General features: G+C 70.3%; 22 protein-coding genes. 11 read left to right on the top strand and 11 right to left on the bottom strand.

Annotation, left to right across the window (positions count from 1 at the left end; translation table 11 throughout):
- The first annotated feature begins 26 nt into the window (after positions 1-26).
- A complete protein-coding gene (locus AW270_RS14605) occupies positions 27-1,046 on the top strand; it encodes an aldo/keto reductase (protein ID WP_061294873.1) in 1,020 nt (339 codons plus the stop codon).
- On the opposite strand, the gene AW270_RS14600 is transcribed toward AW270_RS14605, so the two are convergent.
- Positions 989-1,987 (bottom strand): hypothetical protein, encoded by a 999-nt coding sequence (locus tag AW270_RS14600; RefSeq protein WP_061294872.1) that lies wholly within the window; start codon positions 1,985-1,987, stop codon positions 989-991. The genes AW270_RS14605 and AW270_RS14600 overlap by 58 nt on opposite strands.
- A 121-nt stretch (positions 1,988-2,108) precedes the next feature.
- Between AW270_RS14600 and AW270_RS14595 the strand changes: the two genes are divergently transcribed.
- Both AW270_RS14595 and AW270_RS14590 read left to right on the top strand, forming a co-directional pair.
- The gene (locus AW270_RS14595) at positions 2,109-3,086 is read left to right on the top strand and encodes a sensor histidine kinase (protein ID WP_061294871.1); all 978 of its coding nucleotides are present in this window, start codon (positions 2,109-2,111) and stop codon (positions 3,084-3,086) included.
- 5 nt (positions 3,087-3,091) lie between these two features.
- Positions 3,092-3,724, top strand: a complete 633-nt coding sequence (locus AW270_RS14590; protein ID WP_218009236.1) for a response regulator — start codon at positions 3,092-3,094, stop codon at positions 3,722-3,724.
- Here AW270_RS14590 and AW270_RS14585 read toward each other — a convergent pair.
- Complete coding sequence (locus AW270_RS14585; protein ID WP_061295288.1) at positions 3,712-4,611, bottom strand: SDR family oxidoreductase; 900 nt, start codon at positions 4,609-4,611, stop codon at positions 3,712-3,714. The two genes, AW270_RS14590 and AW270_RS14585, sit on opposite strands and share 13 nt — an antisense overlap.
- Before the next feature lie 98 nt (positions 4,612-4,709).
- Between AW270_RS14585 and AW270_RS14580 the strand changes: the two genes are divergently transcribed.
- On the top strand, positions 4,710-5,288 hold the full coding sequence (locus tag AW270_RS14580) for a TetR family transcriptional regulator (protein WP_061294869.1): 579 nt from the start codon (positions 4,710-4,712) through the stop codon (positions 5,286-5,288).
- Positions 5,289-5,298: 10 nt separating this feature from the next.
- Here AW270_RS14580 and AW270_RS14575 read toward each other — a convergent pair whose 3' ends face one another.
- Positions 5,299-6,444, bottom strand: a complete 1,146-nt coding sequence (locus tag AW270_RS14575; RefSeq protein WP_061295287.1) for an FAD-dependent monooxygenase — start codon at positions 6,442-6,444, stop codon at positions 5,299-5,301.
- A 101-nt stretch (positions 6,445-6,545) separates the two neighbouring features.
- Between AW270_RS14575 and AW270_RS14570 the strand changes: the two genes are divergently transcribed.
- Both AW270_RS14570 and AW270_RS14565 read left to right on the top strand, forming a co-directional pair.
- On the top strand, positions 6,546-7,100 hold the full coding sequence (locus AW270_RS14570; RefSeq protein ID WP_061294868.1) for a TetR/AcrR family transcriptional regulator: 555 nt from the start codon (positions 6,546-6,548) through the stop codon (positions 7,098-7,100).
- 53 nt (positions 7,101-7,153) lie between these two features.
- Complete coding sequence (locus AW270_RS14565) at positions 7,154-8,080, top strand: NADP-dependent oxidoreductase (protein WP_061294867.1); 927 nt, start codon at positions 7,154-7,156, stop codon at positions 8,078-8,080.
- Between the two features lie 11 nt (positions 8,081-8,091).
- Here AW270_RS14565 and AW270_RS14560 read toward each other — a convergent pair whose 3' ends face one another.
- Positions 8,092-9,330: a cellulose binding domain-containing protein gene (locus AW270_RS14560; protein WP_061294866.1), complete on the bottom strand. Its 1,239-nt coding sequence runs from the start codon at positions 9,328-9,330 to the stop codon at positions 8,092-8,094.
- 271 nt (positions 9,331-9,601) lie between these two features.
- Positions 9,602-10,549: a PaaX family transcriptional regulator gene (locus tag AW270_RS14555; protein WP_061294865.1), complete on the bottom strand. Its 948-nt coding sequence runs from the start codon at positions 10,547-10,549 to the stop codon at positions 9,602-9,604.
- Between the two features lie 149 nt (positions 10,550-10,698).
- Here AW270_RS14555 and AW270_RS14550 point away from each other — a divergent pair, with 149 nt between their 5' ends.
- Both AW270_RS14550 and AW270_RS14545 read left to right on the top strand, forming a co-directional pair.
- Complete coding sequence (locus AW270_RS14550; RefSeq protein WP_063819217.1) at positions 10,699-12,363, top strand: helix-turn-helix domain-containing protein; 1,665 nt, start codon at positions 10,699-10,701, stop codon at positions 12,361-12,363.
- A gap of 187 nt (positions 12,364-12,550) precedes the next feature.
- Positions 12,551-13,024 (top strand): hypothetical protein, encoded by a 474-nt coding sequence (locus AW270_RS14545; RefSeq protein ID WP_157521967.1) that lies wholly within the window; start codon positions 12,551-12,553, stop codon positions 13,022-13,024.
- Here the strand turns inward: AW270_RS14545 and AW270_RS14540 are convergent.
- A complete protein-coding gene (locus AW270_RS14540) occupies positions 13,002-13,499 on the bottom strand; it encodes an HIT family protein (RefSeq protein ID WP_082801558.1) in 498 nt (165 codons plus the stop codon). The genes AW270_RS14545 and AW270_RS14540 overlap by 23 nt on opposite strands.
- Between AW270_RS14540 and AW270_RS41175 the strand changes: the two genes are divergently transcribed.
- Genes AW270_RS41175 through AW270_RS14530 form a run of 3 tightly spaced genes read left to right on the top strand, consistent with a single transcriptional unit; the run spans position 13,498 to position 14,314 of the window.
- Entirely contained in the window at positions 13,498-13,725 is a 228-nt protein-coding gene (locus AW270_RS41175) for an arsenate reductase/protein-tyrosine-phosphatase family protein (RefSeq protein ID WP_245674715.1), read from the top strand. The two genes, AW270_RS14540 and AW270_RS41175, sit on opposite strands and share 2 nt — an antisense overlap.
- Positions 13,722-13,916, top strand: coding sequence for a low molecular weight phosphatase family protein (locus AW270_RS41170; protein ID WP_061294861.1), 195 nt, complete (start codon positions 13,722-13,724; stop codon positions 13,914-13,916). The genes AW270_RS41175 and AW270_RS41170 overlap by 4 nt, the downstream gene beginning before the upstream one ends.
- Positions 13,913-14,314, top strand: coding sequence for a VOC family protein (locus AW270_RS14530; protein WP_061294860.1), 402 nt, complete (start codon positions 13,913-13,915; stop codon positions 14,312-14,314). Before AW270_RS41170 ends, AW270_RS14530 begins: the two co-directional genes overlap by 4 nt.
- 46 nt (positions 14,315-14,360) lie before the next feature.
- On the opposite strand, the gene AW270_RS14525 is transcribed toward AW270_RS14530, so the two are convergent.
- The 5 genes from AW270_RS14525 to AW270_RS14510 form a co-directional block, all read right to left on the bottom strand.
- Positions 14,361-16,430 (bottom strand): WD40 repeat domain-containing protein, encoded by a 2,070-nt coding sequence (locus AW270_RS14525; protein WP_061294859.1) that lies wholly within the window; start codon positions 16,428-16,430, stop codon positions 14,361-14,363.
- Positions 16,431-16,613: 183 nt separating this feature from the next.
- Positions 16,614-17,171 (bottom strand): hypothetical protein, encoded by a 558-nt coding sequence (locus AW270_RS14520; protein WP_157521963.1) that lies wholly within the window; start codon positions 17,169-17,171, stop codon positions 16,614-16,616.
- Positions 17,172-17,737: 566 nt separating this feature from the next.
- Complete coding sequence (locus tag AW270_RS14515) at positions 17,738-18,067, bottom strand: putative quinol monooxygenase (protein ID WP_061294857.1); 330 nt, start codon at positions 18,065-18,067, stop codon at positions 17,738-17,740.
- 373 nt (positions 18,068-18,440) lie between these two features.
- A complete protein-coding gene (locus AW270_RS37715; protein WP_082801557.1) occupies positions 18,441-18,794 on the bottom strand; it encodes a hypothetical protein in 354 nt (117 codons plus the stop codon).
- Complete coding sequence (locus AW270_RS14510; RefSeq protein WP_061295286.1) at positions 18,791-19,261, bottom strand: hypothetical protein; 471 nt, start codon at positions 19,259-19,261, stop codon at positions 18,791-18,793. The genes AW270_RS37715 and AW270_RS14510 overlap by 4 nt, the downstream gene beginning before the upstream one ends.
- Between the last annotated feature and the right edge of the window lie 24 nt (positions 19,262-19,285).

The raw sequence follows: 19,285 nt of genomic DNA, 5'->3' as shown, positions 1-19,285 counted from the left end.
CCTGCGATCCAGAAGGCCCATCCGAGATGAAACGCAGAACCCTCGGCGCGACCGGGATGTCCGTCAGTGAACTCTCCCTCGGCGCGATGATGTTCGGCAGCATGGGGAACCCCGACCACGACGACGCGGTCCGCATCATCCACCGCGCGCTCGACGCCGGGATCAACGTCGTCGACACCGCCGACGTCTACTCCCACGGCGAGAGCGAGGAGATCGTCGGCAGGGCCGTGAAGGGCCACCGGGACGACGTCGTCATCGCCACCAAGTTCGGCCTGCCGATGGGTGAGGACCCCAACCAGCGGGGCGGCTCCCGGCGCCGGATCGTCCGCGCGGTCGAGGACAGCCTGCGCCGTCTGGACGTCGACCACATCGACCTCTACCAGATGCACCGCCCCGACCATGAGACGGACGTCGCCGAGACGCTGTCGGCCCTGACCGACCTCGTCCGCGCCGGGAAGATCCGGGCGTTCGGCTCCTCCATGTTCCCAGCGGAGCTGATCACCGAGGCGCAGTGGGCGGCCCAGCGCACCGGCGCCCACCGGTTCCTGGCCGAGCAGTCGATGTACTCGATCTTCACCCGCGGGCCCGAGCGCGCCGTGTTCCCCACCGCCCAGCGCCACGGGCTCGGCGTCCTGACCTTCAGCCCGCTCAACGGCGGCTGGCTCTCGGGCCGCCCCGACCTCACGTCCGGCCACCGGGCCTCGTCCCAGCCGTCCCGGTACGACCCGGCGACGCCGACCGGCAGTCTGAAGGCCGCCGCGCTCACCCGCCTGGCCGCCCTCGCCGAGGAGGCCGGGATGACGCTGCCGCAACTGGCGATCGCCTTCGCCCGCGCCCATCCGGCCGTCACGTCGGTCCTGATCGGGCCGCGCACCGCCGCCCAGCTCGACGGGGTCCTGCCCGGGGCCGAGGTCGACCTGACCGACGACCTCCTGGACCGCATCGACGCCATCGTGCCGCCGGGAACCGACCTCAACCCCGAGGACAACTACGCCACCACACCGCCCGCGCTGCTGGACGCCCGGCTCCGCCGCCGCAGGCCGTAGGCGCAGGCGGCGACGCCGAGGGCGACGCCCCACACGACCCACAGCATGCCCGGCGCGTTCATCCCCCACGTGTCGCGGTCGGCCCCCATCCGGACGTTCATCAGTCCCGCCGGTATCAGCACGACCGCCACCAGGGCGGCGGGCACCACCGCGAGCGCCGGCGGAACCCGTTCGCCCGCCTTGAACCAGACCCAGCGCGGATAGACCTCACCCCACCGGCTCACGAGGCCGTGGGTGAGGATCGATCCGCAGATCGACGCGACGGCGCAGCCGAGCCCGATCTCCAGCATCCCGGGCGTCTCCCGCATCATCTGGGCGAAGTCCTCCGGGATGCCGAGCGGGACGCCGAAATACCAGGCGACCCGCGTGATCTCGTACGGAACGGGCGCGGCGCACGCCACCCAGACGGCCCACCGGCCCCAGCGCCGCAGCTGGTCAGGCGTGGCCTGCTTCCATTGCCGCGTGGTCCGCCTCTGGTAGGCCAGCGCCCACAGCACGCCTCCGACGAACAGGATGATCAGGTTCACCCGGTGCCAGTAGAGGATGTCGCCGATGCCCTCCTGCGGTCCGGGCACGCCGGTGAACGCGAACACCAGCAGCAGCGGCGCGAACGCCACCAGCATGAGCAGGGTGTAGTCGGGGATCACCAGGGCGAGCGTGCCGGCCACCACCCAGCCGAAGACGATCAGCGCCGTGCGGGCGCCGTCGCGGCCCCGGGCCATCCTCAGCGCCACGATCGCGCCGGCCAGCCCGACGGCGGCCATGCCCGGCGCGACGATCCCGGCTGGGCTTCCTTCCAGGATCGAACCCGTCGCCCGGTCGTCCTCGACCGACGCGAACGGGAACCCCGCGCCGCCCAGCGCCCAGAACAGCCCGAGGGCCCCGTAGACCAGCGACCACACGGCCGCCGCGTATCCCGACCAGTCCCGCCAGCGGAGCATCCGCCATCACGTCCTCACCTCAGGGGATCACGTCCTGATCCAGCGTGGTGGCGGCCGGTTCGCCGGTATACGTGCCGTTCGGCACGGGACGCCGGGGTGGCCGGATACCTAGGCTCGGAGCATGCGCCCCCGGAACAGCGCGCTCGCCGCCGGCGGAGCGGGCCTGCTGTCGCTCGCCGTGACCGCCGGATTCCTTATGCTCGGCGCGGAGTCCCCCGCCCCGGGCTGGACCGTCGGCGAGTCGGCGGTCCTGCTCGGGCTCATCGTCCTGGCGGTCCGCACCGCGCCGCACCGCGCCGCGCTGGCCGCTGCGGCCCTCGCCGGGGTGGCCGCCCCGGTCTCCCTGCTGCGGTACGGTCCGGCCGCCCCCACCGTCGAGGCGCTGGCCGGTTTCGCCGTCTGGGGCTTGGCGGCGGCGCTGGCGGCCACGATCGGGCTCTACCTGCGTTCTCTGGACGATCACCGCGCCCGAGCCGTCCAGGAGGCCCGCCGGGAACAGCGTGTCCACCTCGCCCGCGACCTGCACGACTTCGTCGCCCACGACGTCAGCGGCATGCTCGCCCAGGCCCAGGCGGGCCGGATCCTCGCGGAGAGCGACCCCCGGCAGGCGGCGGCCGCCTTCGAGCGCATCGAACAGGCGGCGCTGCAGGCCCTGACGTCCATGGACCGGACCGTGCGGATGCTGCACGACACCGACGACCCGGCGGGCCGGGCCCCGCTCCCGGCGCTGGCGGACCTGCGGGAACTGGCCGACCGGTTCTCCTCCTCCGGCACTGCGGCGGTCCGCCTCGACCTCGACGCCGGCGACGTGCCCCGGGAGGTGGCCGCGACGGCCTACCGGATCGTCGTGGAGGCGCTCACCAACGTGCGCCGCCACGCGACGGCGGCGCGGCAGGTGGAGGTGGCCGTCCACCACACCGGCTCGGCCCTGGAGGTCACCGTGACCGACGACGGAACCGGCCCTGCTCAGAGACGGCCCGGCTTCGGCCTGTCCGGCCTGGCCGAACGTGTCGAGGCACTGGGCGGCGGCCTGACCGCCGGCCCGCATTCCCCACGTGGCTGGCGGCTGGCCGCGACCATCCCCCTGGGAGCGGCGTGATCCGCATCCTGATCGCCGACGACCAGGAGGACGTGCGCAGCGCGTTCCGGGTCATCCTGGACGCGCAGCCCGACATGACCGTGATCGCCGAGGCCGCCTGCGGGGCGAGCGCGGTCGAACAGGCCCGCCACCTGCGCCCCGACGTGGTGCTCGCCGACATCCGGATGCCCCGCCTCGACGGGCTGGAGGTGACCCGCCTGCTGGCCGGGCCCGAGGTGAGCGACCCGATCAGGGTCGTCGTCGTCACCACATTCGACCTCGATGAATACGTGCACACCGCGCTGCGGAACGGCGCGTGCGGCTTCCTGCTGAAGCGCTCCAGCCCGGCCATCCTGGTCGAGGCCGTCCGCGCCGCCATGTCCGGCGACACCCTGATCAGCCCGCAGATCACGGTACGGCTCCTGCGTGCCCTCGCCCCCCAGGCGCGGCCCGGCCCGGCGCGGCTCACCGACCGCGAACTGGAGATCACCCGCCTGGTGGCCCAGGGCCACACGAACGGCGAGATCGCGGCCGCCCTGTTCATCTCGCCCGGCACGGTCAAGAACCACATCGCCGCTGTCCAGCGCAAGCTCGACGCCCGCAACCGCGTCGGCATCGCCGCCTGGGCCTGGGCCACCGGCAACGCTCAGCCGAAGTAACACCCGGAGGCCAGATCGTCGAGCAGGCCGGGACCGGTCGGCTCCCAGGAGAGCAGCGCCCGGGTCAGGTCGCTCGACGCGGCGCTGTCGGTGGCGATGATCGGCCCCAGCCAGGTGTACGCGGCGTCGGCCTCCTCCTGCGAGAGCTCCGCGACCGGAAGGTCCAGGCCCTTCCCCACGGCTTCCGCGATCTCCCGGAACGGCACGCCCTCGTCCTGGACGGCGTGCAGCACCGACCCGGCGGGCGCGTTCTCCAGGGCCAGCACGAACAGCCTGGCCGCGTCCGACCGGTGGACGGCGGGCCAGCGCGCGTCGCCGACGAAGCCCGCCCGTCCCGCCGCGCGCGACGCCGCGACATAGGCGGCGATGAAGCCGTAGTCGCCCGCGCCGTGGACGGTCGGCGGCAGCCGCAGGACCGACGTGCGGACGCCGGTCTCCGCGAGGTCCACGACCCGGCGGGCGGTCTCCACCCGTCCGTGCATCGGCGACCCGGAGCGCTCGGGGAAGTCGCGCTCGGTCCCGACGCGTCCACGGGTCAGCCCGAGCAGGCCCGAGGCCAGCACGAACGGGCGTCCGGTCCCGGCCAGCGCCCCGGCCATGGCCTCGACGGCGGCCCGGTCGGCCCCGGCCGCCTCGGCGAAGCCGCCCGAGAAGGCGACGTCGTGCTTGAACGCCAGGTGCAGGACCCCTTCCGAGGCCGCCGCCGCGTCGCGGAGCGTGCCGAGATCGTCGAGGGTGCCACGCACCACCTCCGCCCCCGCCTTGGCCAGCGCCTCAGCCGACGCGTCGGAGCGGGCGAGCCCGACGACGCCGTGCCCCGCCGCCAGCAGCTCCGGCACCACGGCCGACCCGATCCACCCGGACGCCCCCGTCACGAACACACGCATGATGACCACCTCTTCCATGTCATGAACTGTCATCACACTATGCGATGTCAGTCCATGACATCAAGACGACAGTGACTGACATCACCTACACTCGACCCATGGCGAGATGGGAGCCGAACGCGCGCGGCAGACTCGAAGACGCCGCCCTCGACCTCTTCGTCGAGCGCGGCTTCGACCGGACGACCATCGCGGAGATCGCCCAGCGCGCCGGTCTCACCGAGCGCACCTTCTTCCGTCACTTCGCCGACAAGCGTGAGGTCCTCTTCGGCGGGTCGGCCCTGCTCCGCGACCTCCTCACCGGCGCCGTCGCGGAGTGTTCCCCCGGCACCGCGCCCCTGGAGGCGGTGGCGACCGCTCTCGAGAGGGCCGGGGCGCTCCTCCAGGAACGCCGCTCCTACTCCTGCCGCCGCCAGGCCGCCATCGAGGCCAACGAGGAGCTGCGCGAGCGCGAACTGGTCAAGCTCGCCAGCTTGGCCGACGCGCTGGCCACGGCCCTGCGCGCCCGGGGCGTCGGTCCCGCCGAGGCGTCCGTCGCCGCCGAGACCGGCATCGCCATGTTCCGCACGGCCTACGTCGCGTGGATCGCCGCCGACGACACCGCCGACCTGCCGGCCTGCATCCGCGACTCCTTCGCCACTCTCCGGGTCCTCGCCGTCCCGGCTCACAAGACCCCCTGACCGGCGGCGCTCAGCGGTAGACCAGGCCCGACAGTCGCCAGGCCAGCTGACGACGGAAGGCGGGCAGGGCGGCGAGCAGGCGCAGCGCCAGGTTGCGGGCCGGGCGGAAGCGCCGGTCGACGGTGGCGAGCCGGGTGATCCGGTCGGCGAGCGACACGATCTGCTGGGCCACCGGCCGGCGGACCGCGCCGTAGGCGTCGAGCAGACCGGGAGAGCCGCCGCCGAGAACGGCGTCGAGAGCCGTCGCGAGGGCCACCCCGTCGGTGATGCCGGCGTTCATGCCCTGCCCGCCCGCCGGGCTGTGGACGTGTGCCGCGTCTCCGGCGAGCAGGATCCGCCCCGCCCGGTAGGCGTCGGCGACCCGGTGGTGGACCTGGAACCGCGACCCCCACACCACCTCGCGCACGACCGCCCGGCCCGCCTCAGGACCACGGTCGTCGAGCAGCCGCTGGACGAACGCGACGTCGGGCACTCTGGGCGCCTCGGGCACCGTCGCCACGATCCGGTAGGAGCCGCCGGGCAGCGGCGCGACCACGAGCACCCCGGCGGGCGAGAAGTAGAGCACCACCTCGTCCTGCGGCACTCCCCCCGAGAGCCGCACGTCGGCGAGGCTGAACGACTCGGCGTAGGCCTCGCCGGTGAACGCGATGCCGGCCTGCTCGCGCACCGTGCTGTGCATGCCGTCGGCCCCGACCACGTAGGCCGCGCGGACGCTCTCCCCGCCCGCGAACGTCACGGTCGCCCCCGCCTCGTCCTGCTCGACCCCGGTCACGGTGTACGGGCGGAGCACCCGCCCGCCCAGTTCGGTCAGCCGCGCCAGCAGCACCGCCTCGGTGACCTCCTGCGAGATCATCAGCGTATACGGATAGGCCGTCGGCAGCCCCCCGAAGGGCACCGGGACCAGCACCCGGTCGCGGTCCCGGATGCTGAACCCGGTCGCGCGCAGGCCCCGGGAGACGAGGGCGTCGACCACGCCGTACGGCTCCAGCACCTCCAGGGTGCGGGCGTGCACGACGGCGGCCCGGGTGGTGTTGGCCCCCTCGGCCTGACCGTCGACGACGGTGACGTGGCGGCCCAGCCGCGCGAGCCCGACCGCCACGGTGAGTCCCGTGGGCCCGGCTCCGACGACCAGGACGTCGGTAGTGGCAGGAAGCATGACGACCTCCGAGGTCAACGCTTGTTGGTCAACACCTGTTGGCATCACTATGCGCCGACCGCGCTGTCGAAGTCAACAGGCGTTGGCCTACACTTGTTGGCATGAGGAGATCGTCCGAGGACACCAAGGCGTCGATCCTGGGCGCGGCCCGCGAGCGCTTCGCCGCCGACGGCTACGACCGCACCACCATCCGGGCCATCGCCGCCGACGCCGCGATCGACCCGTCGATGGTGATGCGCTACTTCGGCAACAAGGAGAAGCTGTTCGCCGCCGCGGCCGACTTCGACCTCCACCTCCCCGACCTGTCGGGCGTCCCCGAAGACCGGATCGGCGCGACCCTGGCCGCCCATTTCGTCGAACGCTGGGAGGCCGACGAGGCCCTGATGGTGCTCCTGCGCACCGCCGTCACCAACGAGGACGTCGCCGGGCGGATGCGGGAGATCTTCGCGAGCCAGCTGGGACCCCTGGCCGTGAAACTGTCGGGCGACCCGGCGACCGCCGCCCGCCGCGCCGGCCTGGTCGCCACCCAGATGCTCGGCCTGGCCCTGTGCCGCTACGTCCTGCGCCTGCCGCCCGTCGTCGAGATGACCCACCAGGACGTCGTGGGCTGGCTGGGCCCCACCCTCCAGCGCTACCTGGTCGGGCGAGATGGGTGAACCTTGGCCGGAGGGAGCCGTGCCCCACAAGGACGAGCGGGCACCATCCGGGTATGCGGGCGATCACCGTACAAGACCGGGACGCCGGTGTCGGCGGGCTGTCCCTGACCGAGATGCCCTATCCGCACGCCGCGGAGAACGACGTCGTCGTGCGGGTCCACGCCGCGGGCTTCACCCCGGGTGAGCTCGACTGGCCGGCCACCTGGACCGACCGGGCCGGCCACGACCGGACCCCTGCCGTCCTCGGGAACGAGCTGTCCGGGGTCGTGGTCGAACTCGGCTACGGCACCACCGGCCTCACCGTGGGCCAGCGGGTTTTCGGGCTGACCGACTGGGCCCGCAACGGATCACTGGCCGAATACGCCGCGGTCGAGGCGCGCAACCTCGCCCCGCTGCCGGCCGACATCGAGCACACCGTGGCCGCCGCGCTGCCCATCTCCGGCCTGACCGCCTGGCAGGGCCTGTTCGACCACGGCCACCTCGCGACCGGCCAGACCGTCCTGATCCACGGCTCTGCGGGCGGGGTCGGCTCGATCGCCGTCCAACTGGCGTGCGAGGCGGGGGCCCAGGTGATCGCCACCGGCCGGGCCGACGACCGCGAGCTCGTGCTCGGCCTCGGCGCGCGGACCTTCCTTGACCTGGACGCGGACGACCTGCGGAACGCCGGCGAGGTGGACGTGGTGTTCGACGTCATCGGCGGCGACGTCCTCAACCGGTCGACCGAACTGCTGCGTCCGGGCGGCACCGTCGTCAGCGTCGCGATGCCGCCCACCGTGCAGCCCGGGAACGGCCGGGCCGTCTTCTTCGTCGTCGAGCCCGACCGCGCCCAGCTCGCCGACCTGGCCCAGCGTGTCAGGTCGGGCCGGCTCAAGCCGATCGTGGGCGGCGTGCGCCCGCTGACGGAGGCGGCCGACGCTTTCGCCGGCCGCCACCGCCGTACCCCGGGCAAGACGGTCATCCAGATCGTGGACGCGTCCTGACCTCGGATGAATCAGGTGGCGGTGCAGGTGACCGTGGCGCCCGCGCCGGTTCCGGTGCCCTGGAACCCGAGGGTGGTGCTCTGCCCGGCCGACAGCCGCCCGTTGTAGCTCTGGTTGACGATGGTCACCGCGCCGCTGGTGCCGGTGTTGACGCCGTTCCACAGCGAGGTGATCGCAGCCCCGCTCGGCAGGGTGAGCGAGAGCCTCCAGCCGCTGATCGCGGCGCCGCCCGCGGTGACGTTCAGGGAGGCGACGAACCCGCCGGGCCACTGGTCCTGCACCGTGTAGGTCGCCGAGCAGCCCTGCGTCCCGGAGGGTGACGGACTGGGCGAAGGCGACGGGCTGGGCGAAGGGCTGGGCGACGGACTCGGTGACGGGCTGGGCGAGGGGCTCGGCGAGGGCGACGGGGAGGGGTCGAGCGTCAGGTTCTTCCGCTGGATCTGCCACTGGGTGTTGCACAGGCCGCAGTTGGCGCCGACGAAATTCGCGCCGGCCGTGTTGTCGCCCTTCAGCCGCCACTTGAGGTAGAGCACCGCCACGCGGCCGAACTCGCCGCCGTTGGTCTGGCCGTAGGTGCCGCCGTGCCCGACGTTCAGGTTGCCCATGAACGCGGGCAGCGTCGAGGGCAGCTTGCCCCAGTCGTCGATGGCGTTCGGGTAGGCGATGTCGCTGGTGCCGCCGATGAAGTAGGCGATCGGCTTCGTCAGCCGCCTGAGCTGGTAGTCGTCGGCGTCGTTCAGCAGGCCGCTGCTGAAGATGGTGGTCGTGGTGATCCGCGGGTCGTTGGAGACGGCGTAGGCCTCCAGCCCGCCGCAGGAGAAGCCGCCGACGGCGATCTTGCTGGTGTCGAGCCGGTTGTAGAAGACGCTCCCCTGGCGGCTGTTCTCCGAGACCGCCCAGTCGATCGACTGGGTGAGCATCTGCGAGGTCGTCGAGCCGGAGCCGTTCGGGCTGCCGTTGGCGATGGCCAGGAACCCGTGCGAGGCGATCTCACGCAGGAAGTTGGCCTGCGACAGCCCGTTGGCGGAGCAGGCTCCGTTGCCCCACACGTAGATGGGCAGCCGCTGGGACGGGATGTTCACGGGCCGGTAGACGGTGTGGTTCTGCAGGCTGCCGTCCCAGTCGGCCGGGTAGGGACCCGAGCCGCCGACCGCCGCCGAGGCCGGCGTCGTGGTGAGCGCCGCGATCCCGGCGAATAAGGGGACGACCGCGGCCGCCAGGACCGCGCTGATGATCGAGCGTCTTCTCATCTCACCCTCCGAAGGTGTCACGATCGGCGCTCCCTGTCGGATGTGGCATCGGGGCCGATGAGAGCAGCATGCAGTTACTATCACCGCAGTCAGAGAAAGTGTCAGCGCGGCGTTGACGGGCGAGCGTCCGCGACCGCTCCACCGCCCCTCCGGCCCGCACCGGGAAACGGACGACTCCGGCCCAGGTCAACGCCTGACGCCCCGGCACGCGGCGGGCGGCGGGAAAGCCGCCGCACCGGGGCGCTCAACCGCCGGGTGGCTGAAAGTTTCTTCAGCGCTCCCCACGGCCCGGAACCGAGACGGAATCCTCCGACGCCCGGAAGTGGGTGATCCAGGACGCGGCGTCCGGCCAGTGGGGGGTCGCGATCTCGACGAGCCGCTCCTCCGCGAGCGCGCCCAGCGCGGAGTGGATCTCCAGCAGAAGCTCTCTGGCCGCCTGCCTGGGCCAGGGCGACGGCAGCAGGTGCTCGGGAAGATCCGGGTCGATGTCGGGAAACTTCCGCCAGGAATCCATGACGGAGGTCCGGGCCACCAGCGCCCGGGTCGCGTCGACCTCCCCCTCGCGGACGGCCACCAGCAGTTCGGAGTAGCGCTCGATGAAACCCTCGTAAGCGGCGGCGAGCCCCGCCAGGTCGTAGGCGGCGGCCGGACCGTGCGGCCCGGCCTCCTCCTCGAACCGGGCGCGCATCACCGACCACCGGCCGCCGTCGACGTCGTCCAGGATGTCGTGGAGCACCTGGGTCACCACGCCGGCGTCGGACCCGGGCCTGATCCACACGCTGTCGTACAGCCGGGCGAACCCCAGCGACCCCAGCGCCTTGCGGACCGCGTGCCGTGGAGCAGGACCGGACTGCGGGATCGAGAACGAGACCGTCACCCAGTCGCCGGTCCAGCGCGGCGGGCGGGCGCCGAACCCGAGGAAGTGGTCCATCCGGGAGCGATGCCGGGCGATCGCCTCAGGCGTCAGGTGGTAGACGGGCGGCCGCCCCGATCCCCGCACCGCGATGAGGCCGCGCCTGGTCAGCCGGGACAGCGCGGCCCGCGCACTGGACTCGCTGATGCCGAACTCCCCGAGTATCGCCACCACCGCCGCCGACGGCAGGTCGGCGTCCGAGGAGTCGAGGTACTCACCGAGCAGGGTCGCCAGCAGATGCTGCGGGTTGGGGCCGGCCTGCGTCCTCGGGTCTCTGACCGCGCCCGGAGACACGTGGACATTCACGCCACCAGCTTGCCCCACGCCACCCCCCGGAGAGAGCCGCTAGGCTCCCACTCGCGGCATAAAGCCCTTATGTCCACATTCCCGGGGTCACCTCACTCCTTCATGTCGGCCTAAGAGGCTCCACCATTCCGGATCAGGTGAGGTGAGAGGTGGGAGCAGCGCCGGCGGAGGATCTGGCCGAGTTACTGTCGGACCTGAAGCAGCGCAGCGGTCGCAGTTACGAGGCATTGGGACGCCGCGTCGGCATGAGCCGGTCCACTGTGCACCGTTACTGCCGGGGCGTGATCGTGCCGGACAGCTACGGAACCGTGGAGCGCATCGCCAAGGCGTGTGGCGCGAGCCAGGCCGAGCTCGCCGAACTGTACCGGCGCTGGACACACGCGACCACCTCCCCGGACCGCGGAGCGGCGGAGCCCGGCGAGACCGCGCCGGCCCCCCAGACGGCCGGGAGCGCGCCGGAGCCGGCGGCGAGCACCGTGATCTCATGGCGGTCCAAGTACCTGGATGTCCGGCACGGATTCACGTTCGTCGGCCTGGGACTGGTGATCCTGTGCGTGTTCGTCCTGACGGCGAGCACCTCGCCCGTGCGGCAACCTTCCCGGCAGACCCCGCAATGGGTGAACGGCCCCTCGTGGACCCTGCCCGAGGCATCGGTGCCGCGCACACTCTTCGGCGTCACCCTCAACACCGCGACCGGCGCCATGCCGACGTTCCGGGTCGGCGCGGTCCGCTTGTGGGACGGCGGGACCCGCTGGGCCGAGATCCAGCCGGAGCGGGGCGCCTTCGACTGGTCGGTGCTCGACCGGCACGTCGACGGCGCCGGCAAGGCCGGGCTCCCCGTGCTGTTCGTCGTGGGCGGCACTCCCGCGTGGGCCAGCCCCACCGGCGCCGTGGGCCCCTACCCCGACGGCACCCGAGCGGCGCCGCCGGACGACCTGAACGACTGGGACACCTTCGTCCGCGCCGTGGTGAAGCGCTACCGGGGACGCATCCAGGCCTACGAGCTGTGGGTGCTGGGCAACGACCCACGGTTCTACGCGGGCAGCATGGAGACACTGGTGGAGATGACCCGCCGCGCGGGCCGGATCATCCGGGCGGCCGACCCCGAAGCGACCCTGGTCTGCCCCGGCATGGGACAGTTGTGGACCGCCGAAGGCCGTCGGAAACTTCATCGGTTCGCCACACTCGGCGGCTACGACCACTGCGACGTCGCCGGGATCAAGCTCTACCAGCGCACCCCTTCCGACCCGCCGGAAAGCATGCTGGAACTCGTCACCACCGTCGACCGCGCCTTCCACGAGGCCGGCATCCATCCCCGGCTGTGGAACACCGGCACCACCTACTCGATCCCCCTGCAGGGTTCGCTGGACGAGACCAGAGCCCGGAACTACGCGGTCCGCTTCTTCCTGACGGGTCTGTACGCGCGGAACTTCAATCTCGAACGCATGTACTTCTACAACTGGGGCGGCACCAAGATCCCGATCGTCCTGCAAGCGGTGGGAGGTGTTCCCACCCGCGCCGCCCTGGCGGTGGAGCAACTGCAGCGCTGGCTGATCCACGCCGGCAGCCGGTCGTGCGGCCACGGAACGGCCATCGGCCTGCCGGAGAACGTCTGGCAGTGCGAGATCACCGTCACCAAGCCCGGCGACCGGCACGACGCGACGATCCGCTGGACGATCGGCGGCACCGCCGAGACCACGGCCGGCCCCGGTGTCCGCGCCGTCCGCCGGCTCGACGGCACCGCGGAGACCGTCCGGCCAGGAGACTCCATCACCGTCACCGAAGAGCCGATCCTCATCGAATCCCGGCCCTGAGGCCCTTCGCAGGCGTCCCACTTCGCTGTGTTCGTGCAGGTGGGAGGCGGTTTTCCGTCTCACCTTCCCAGGAGGGCGTCCGGACATTGTCGGTGACGAGGCCCACTGTCACTCTGACTCACGTCACGGGGGACGGGCGCCGTACATCGGCGCCCGACCTGATCGTCACCTCGATTAAGGACCACACGTGAGACCAGGAAAGCGCGGCTTAGTCCGCTACCTCGCCATGTCGTTCGCGCTGGCCGCCTCGGCCATCGGCTTCCAGGCCCCGACGGCGGCGAACGCCTCCGCCGCCGTCGAGTGCTGCGGCCTCGTCATCCGCTACGACAGCATCCAGAACTTGGTCGTCGCGGCGAACATCAACGCCAGCAACGTCGGCAAAGGCTCGAACTGCAACATCTGGAACTGGGGCGGGGGCAACGTCTGGAACCCGGTCAACCCCGGGGGCAACTGCGACACCCGCAGCATGAACGGCCACACCTACAGCTACAACATCTGGGCCGACACCGACGCTTTCACGGTCCAGTACGAGGGCTACTGGCTCAGCTTCCACGGCTCGTGGCGCTACGTGAACGCCAACGTCTACACCAAGATCAGCAGCATCGAGACGGCGAAGTGCTACCGCGAGTCGGACGGCGTCAACTGCTACGTCGTCTACTAGAAGAACGGATCAGGTGGCTGAGGCGGGACGCCTCAGCCACCTGATCCATGGGGTCGATGCTCCGCCTGGAGGGCCCCGTCCGACAGGTGCCGGCGCACCGCCTCGGCCGCCCGGCCGGCATGGACCGCCTCGCTGTGCTGGGGCGCGTGGCGGGGCGACGATAGAGCCAGGCGTGAAAGTGCGGCACGCGATCCCGGGTCGAGACCACGTGGACGCGCTCGGCGTCGGTGCAGGCACGCATGGCGGTGTCGAGCGCGCGCAGCAGTACCCCGAAGGACGCCGCTTCCCGTTCCGTCATGTCGGCGAAGTCGGTGTAGTGCCGCCTGGAGAGGATCTTCATGGTGCCCGCCCGGGAGGATTCGACGGGACCGTGGTGGACGAGCCAGTGTTCGTCCCAGTAGACCCAGCCGCCAGGCGGTTCGTCGGGCGTCGTGCTCTGCCGGCAGTAGGCGCAGGACGGTGCCGCGTCAGTCATGGGGGTGCTGTTCACCTGCACCGGCAACAGCGCCCGCTCGCCGATCGCCGAAGCCCTGCTCCGCCGCCACGCCGGCCACGTCGAGGTCACCAGCGCGGGAAGCCACCCCCGGCCACGGCTTCACCCTCATGCGGTACAGGCCTTGAACGAGGGCTACGGCATCGACCTGACAGGACAGCGTCCTCGATCCCTGGCGACCATGACCGACGTCATGTCGACTACGTGATCAGCCTGTGCGACAAGGTCCGCGAGGTCTGCCCCGACTTCGGCGACCGCACCCGGCGCATCCACTGGAGCATCGCCGACCCCGCAGCGTCCAAGGACGCCCCCTCGGCATTCCTGGACACGGCCGCAGAGATCGATGTCCGGGTCCGCCACCTACTGCCGGTCCTGACCACCCAGGAGGCCATGCCATGACGACACCCGATCACCTCGCCGGGGTCCGATACCTCGTCGACGACGTGCGCTCCTCGATCGACTTCTACACCACTCACCTGGGCTTCACCCTGCGCCTGGACGCCGCACCCGCCTTCGCGGACGTGGTCCGCGGCCCGTTGCGACTCCTGCTTTCCGGCCCTACCAGCTCCGGCGCCCGCGCCACACCCCCGGACACCCCTGCCGGCCGCAACCGTATCCACCTCATCGTGGACGACCTCGACACCACGGTCGACCGGCTCAGAAAAGCCGGCCTGCCGTTCCTCGGCGATGTGGTGGCGGGCCCCGGAGGACGCCAGATTCTGCTCACCGACCCCGCCGGCAACCTCGTCGAGCTCTTCGAGCCAGGCCCCGCACCGACCGGCCGAACGTCCGCCTGAACACTGTGTGCCACGCGTTCGATGATCATGGGGCGGTCTTTCCGCATTACGCGGCGGGCCCCAGATCCCAGGTCCACAGCGCTTCGCGGCCGCCGCCGACGAGCACGGCGCGGCCGTCGAGGTAGCTCATCGAGAGAGAGCCGAGGTAGCGGGAAGGACGCTGGAGCGTCGCGATCTGCCGGCTGGTCGTGAGGTCCCAGACCCGGATGCTCCTGTCCTGTGGCGAGTAGGTGACCGCGATCGGGACACCGGCGACCCGTCCGGAGGCGATGCTGTTCACCTGCTTGGAGTGGCCGAGCAACGGACGCTCGACCTGTTTGCCCGTGGCGAGGTCGTAGAGTTCCACGGTCCTGCCTGTGGCCACGATCGCGACCGCCGTACAGTCGAACGAGGCGATCTCCACCGGGGCCGAGTGTTCGGTCTTCGCGATGCGGAACGACGCCATCCGCTTTCCCGCGCCGACGTCCCAGAGCCGGGCGCGGGTGGCGCTGAAGGTCACCGCGACCGGCCGGTCGGCGAGGCTGATGAGGGCCAGCTGCCCGGCTCGGCCGTTTCGGACGGCGAGATCGTGCAGCAGCGCTCCCGAAGGAAAGTCCCAGACGCGTACCGCGCCCCGAGAGGAAGCGTCACCGGTGTCGTCCTCGTCGACCGCTCCGACCACCAGCGTCCGGCGATCGGCTTCGGTCAGCGCGACCCCGTTGACGTAGCCGTCGGAGCCGGTGAGGGGCTCGCCGATCGGCATGCGACTGGCAAGATCGAATAGCCGGATCGAGAAGTCTCCGAAACCGATCCCCGCGGCCAGAACCGCTCGTCCGCCGTAGTCGCCGGTCGCGAACGAGGTGATGCCCCCGGGCAGCCTGACCGGCGCGTCCAGCGGCCTGCCGCTGCCGAGATCCCACACGCCGGGGAATCTGTCGTCACCGTTCCCCTGGGCCACCACGATCGGTCGGCCGCGCAGTTCCCCGTTCACGCCGTGGATGTCACCGTTGGGCCCCCCGGTGGCGGGAGGAGCGGATTCCCGGCCGGTGGCGAGATCGTGGGCGCGGACGACGTTGTCGCGCCCGCCGGTCACGATCACGGGACGACCGCCGAGATCACCGACCGCCAGCGACGTGACGTGCCCCGGAATCTCGAAGGACGACACCCTCTCACCGATGGCCGGATCGATGACCGCGATCGAGCTTCGGAGCCTCGATCCGTAAGGGTCGGTGGGGATTCCCCCGACGGTCTCGACCGAGACGAACACGGTCCGGCCATTCAGCACGGCGAGCGACGAAGGGCCGAACCTCCCCCTCAGCGAGTGGGAGGTCGCCTCACGCGTGACCAGATCCCAGCGGATCACCCCGAGATCGGCCGTGGGGATCAGGGCCACCGGACGGCCGCCGATCGTGGTCGTCCTGATCGTGTTGATGTTCTGGATGAACTCGTCCTGAAGAGCGAGCGGTTTCCCGACGGGTTTTCCGGACACCGGATCCCAGGCGATCACGGCGTCGGTCTCTCCGGTCAGCACGAGCGGGACGCCGTGGACGCTGGTCAGCGCGACGGCGCTGAAGTTCCCGGCGCCGAGGGGCGGCCCGATCCGGCGCCCGGTCGCCAGATCGAACACGTGGGCGCCGTCGGCGCCCGCCGCGGCGGCGATCGCCCTGCCGTCGAGCTCGCCGAACGCGACGGCACGGAACCGCCCGGCGGGAAGCGGTCCGCCGACGGGCAGCCGAGTGGTCGCGTCCCACCTCTGGAGCGCCCCGTGACTCCGGCCGAGGATGACGGGTCTGCCGTCGACGGTGCCGTACGCCACCGGGCCGTCGCCGGGGATCGGATCGCCGATCGGTCGCAGAGTGGCCCCGTCCCAGATCCGGATGGTGTGCTCGACACCCGCGCTGATCACGACGGGCCGGCCGTCCAGCTCACCCACTGCCACCGAGGTCACGTCGGAGTGACCGCCCATGTCCATCGCGACGGGCGCCCCGAACGAGGCGGGAACGCCACCGGGTGACGTCTCCTGGCAGGTGGTGGCCCCCCGGGGCCAACTCACGACCGTCGACCCGGCCGAGGCCAGCGGCACGAACCCGGCCAGAATCAGCGCGGCGAGGATGGGTGGCAGCCGTCGAAAGGACATCCGAACCCCTGTCGCCGAATCACTCCCGAGCATAAAGCGCATCCCCCGCCGGCATGTCGCTGAGATCGGCGCGATCGTCAGGCGACGGCGGTCGCCCCGGTCGGCGAACGGCCCGTGAAGAGAGCCTCACCTCTCTTACCGCGGGATCCATGCATCCTTTGCCCGCACATGAGACCTGCGCATTCAGTCGGGGGTGATGCCCAGCAGCCCCTGCGATGAGAACCAGTCGCGGTCGAGAAACCGCCCACTGACTCTCCCCAAGACGCATAGATACTCTTCTAGCTGCCCTTCCAGTGAAGTAAGGTCATATCTCAAATCCTCCCAGTGAATGCGATATTCTTCCTCATCATAGATGGTTCCATCCCACACACCATTGTGGATGTAAGAGAGTTCATCGATCTCTCCTATACCGTAGATGCATGAGACATCGAAAACGCGCTGGCCGCCCAGGCTGAGGGCCTCCGGAGACGACCTGAATCCATTGAGATAAAGAACCAGGGACCAACCGGGAGCAAGGCGGGTGATCCAAGCCCGCTGCGACGCCCCGGACGTGGAACCGTAATATTCCATGGCAGCCCGGAAGTCGCACACGACTGTCGTCTCCGCTTCGATGCGCAACCGCCGCGCCACCTCGCCGATGTCTTCGATGCTGACCCATTGGGCCATGAAGAAGTCATGGAGTCCATGTTCAACTAAGAGACTCTGCTGATTTTCGGCAGGAAAGGCATTCACAGAAGACATCCAGACTCTGCACGACGACGGCGAGAGGAAAGCGGGCGAGAAGTTTAGCAATACCACTCCTCGCCTCCCAGGACGGGCCCATCTGGCAAATCTTAAGATTCGATGAGCACCCGCAGGCGGGCGGCTTGACCTTGTAGAAACTCGTCGCCCAGAACACGTCTGGCCCAAGACCAGCTCCACTTACGGAGCCGACCAAGGGCCAGCGATTCAGGCCGAAGCCGCAGCTCTACGCCGCACCAGAAGGCCGACAGGACGGGAGACCCCAATCCCTACAAGCGTTTACTTATGTGAACCATGAACTGCCGGGTCAGTCAGGACCGGAGCATGCGCGGATCTCGGCATGGCTCGCCGCAAGCCGATTACCGCCCGGCCAGACCTCCATTGCACTGGAGCACCGGGCGAGCTGGCCATGCGGGTCACAGTGGCTCCCGCCCGGTTCCGGCGCCCTGGAACCGGGGGCTGGTGCTCTGCCCCGCAGCCAGCCGTCCGTCGTGGCTCAGATTGGTGACCGCCACAGTGCCACTGGTGCCGGAGGTGATCCTCCAGCCGGTGATCGCACGCTTGCCTCACGACTCAGGCACGGCCATCTCGCCGAGAAGCGACCAGTCGTCCTGCGGAAGCGTCGCGTTGACGATCCGGGGGGTCTCGGCGAGATGGCGGGGCAACGTCTGCTGCGCCTTTTTGAAGTGATCGGACTGGACGTGCGCACCTCCCGCATCGCCATCCCGAAATGCCTCGACGAGGACGTACTCCGTCGGGTCCTCGACACTGCGCGACCAGTCGAACCACAAGCAGCCGGGCTCACCGCGAGTGGCCTCGGTGAACTCGCGTGTGATCTCCGGCCACTGGTCGGCATACTCGGGCAGCACCTGGAATTTCGCCGTGATGAAGATCATGGAATGTCTCGCAAGTCAGTGAGATGGCATGGTGCGACCGGCATGACCGGCGCATGATCCGTCGAGTCTAACCAGACGGCCTCCGCCCGATGGAGACCGCGACCCCCCACCCGCCGACGCCGAGGGGTGAGCACTACGGCTCGACTGGAGCTCGTGAGGAAACTCGTCGCCGAACACACATCTGGCCCGAGATCAGCTCCCCGCGGGGACCCGACCAAGGGCCAGTGGTTCAGGCCGAAGCCGCGGCTCTACTCCTCACCAGAAGCAAGGCCGACAGGACAGGAGATCCCGGTCCCCCGATCCCGCAGTATCCGCCCGGATTCTCGAACAAATACTGCCGGTGGTAGCGCTTGGCTTCGCACAGTAATAGTCGCTATTCGGTCTCTTTGGGGTGCCGAGGCGACGCATAGATCACCCAGACACTGCGAGTGACATCGTCGATGACATAGCGGACACGCCCGCCGCTAGTGACCTCGAACTCCCACTGCTCCAAATCCTTGCCGTTGTGACGATGAGTCGCGAGATCGCCGCGTAGGCGATGCTGACGGTCGTGGCTGGAGCCGGAACGGGGGTCAACCCGCAACAACTCAAAGCATCGGCGCGTATTGGCCAGGGCATGACGGCACAGCTCTTCCCAGCCCCTGACAGCTTCGCTGGTACCGAACCTGACATCCCACTCGCCATCCGGTGGCGGCACCGTGACCCGATCTCCACGCTTCGGGCTCATGCCGAAACCTGCACCGGCCCGAAGTCACCGCTCGTGGGCTTTCGAGCCTCGGCGAAGTGCGCAGGGTCGGCCTTGATCCTGGCAGTGGCTCGCCAGCCGGCGATGACCTCCTGCGTGGTGGTATCGACTTCCAGTTCGGCCGCGTCGGAGAGCGCTTCGACCAGTTCCAGAGTGAAGGCACGCAGTTCGTCCGAAGACAGGTGGCGAACCCAAGGGAAGACCTCCGGCATGGCTATGACCAGCGCACGCGCAGTGGGATCATGCTTGATCAAAGCGAGAAACAGCCGGGACGCAGTGGTGAGCGTCTGTTCGCGCTCCTCCTCACGGTCCGCTGCCGTCAAGTAGAAGTCTGGAGCATCGCGATGGGTGACACGCACGCGTCCCAGGCGTGCCGCGCGCTCGGCGACCGCTCGGGGATTTCTCGACAGGTCAGAAAAGGTCACTGCGTCGGCATGGCTAGTGCTCACACCATCAAGGTACATCAGAACACG

It is taken from the genome of Herbidospora cretacea, assembly GCF_001570605.1.
In the GTDB taxonomy this organism is placed as follows: domain Bacteria; phylum Actinomycetota; class Actinomycetes; order Streptosporangiales; family Streptosporangiaceae; genus Herbidospora; species Herbidospora cretacea.
This window is presented reverse-complemented; position numbering and strand designations above follow the sequence as displayed.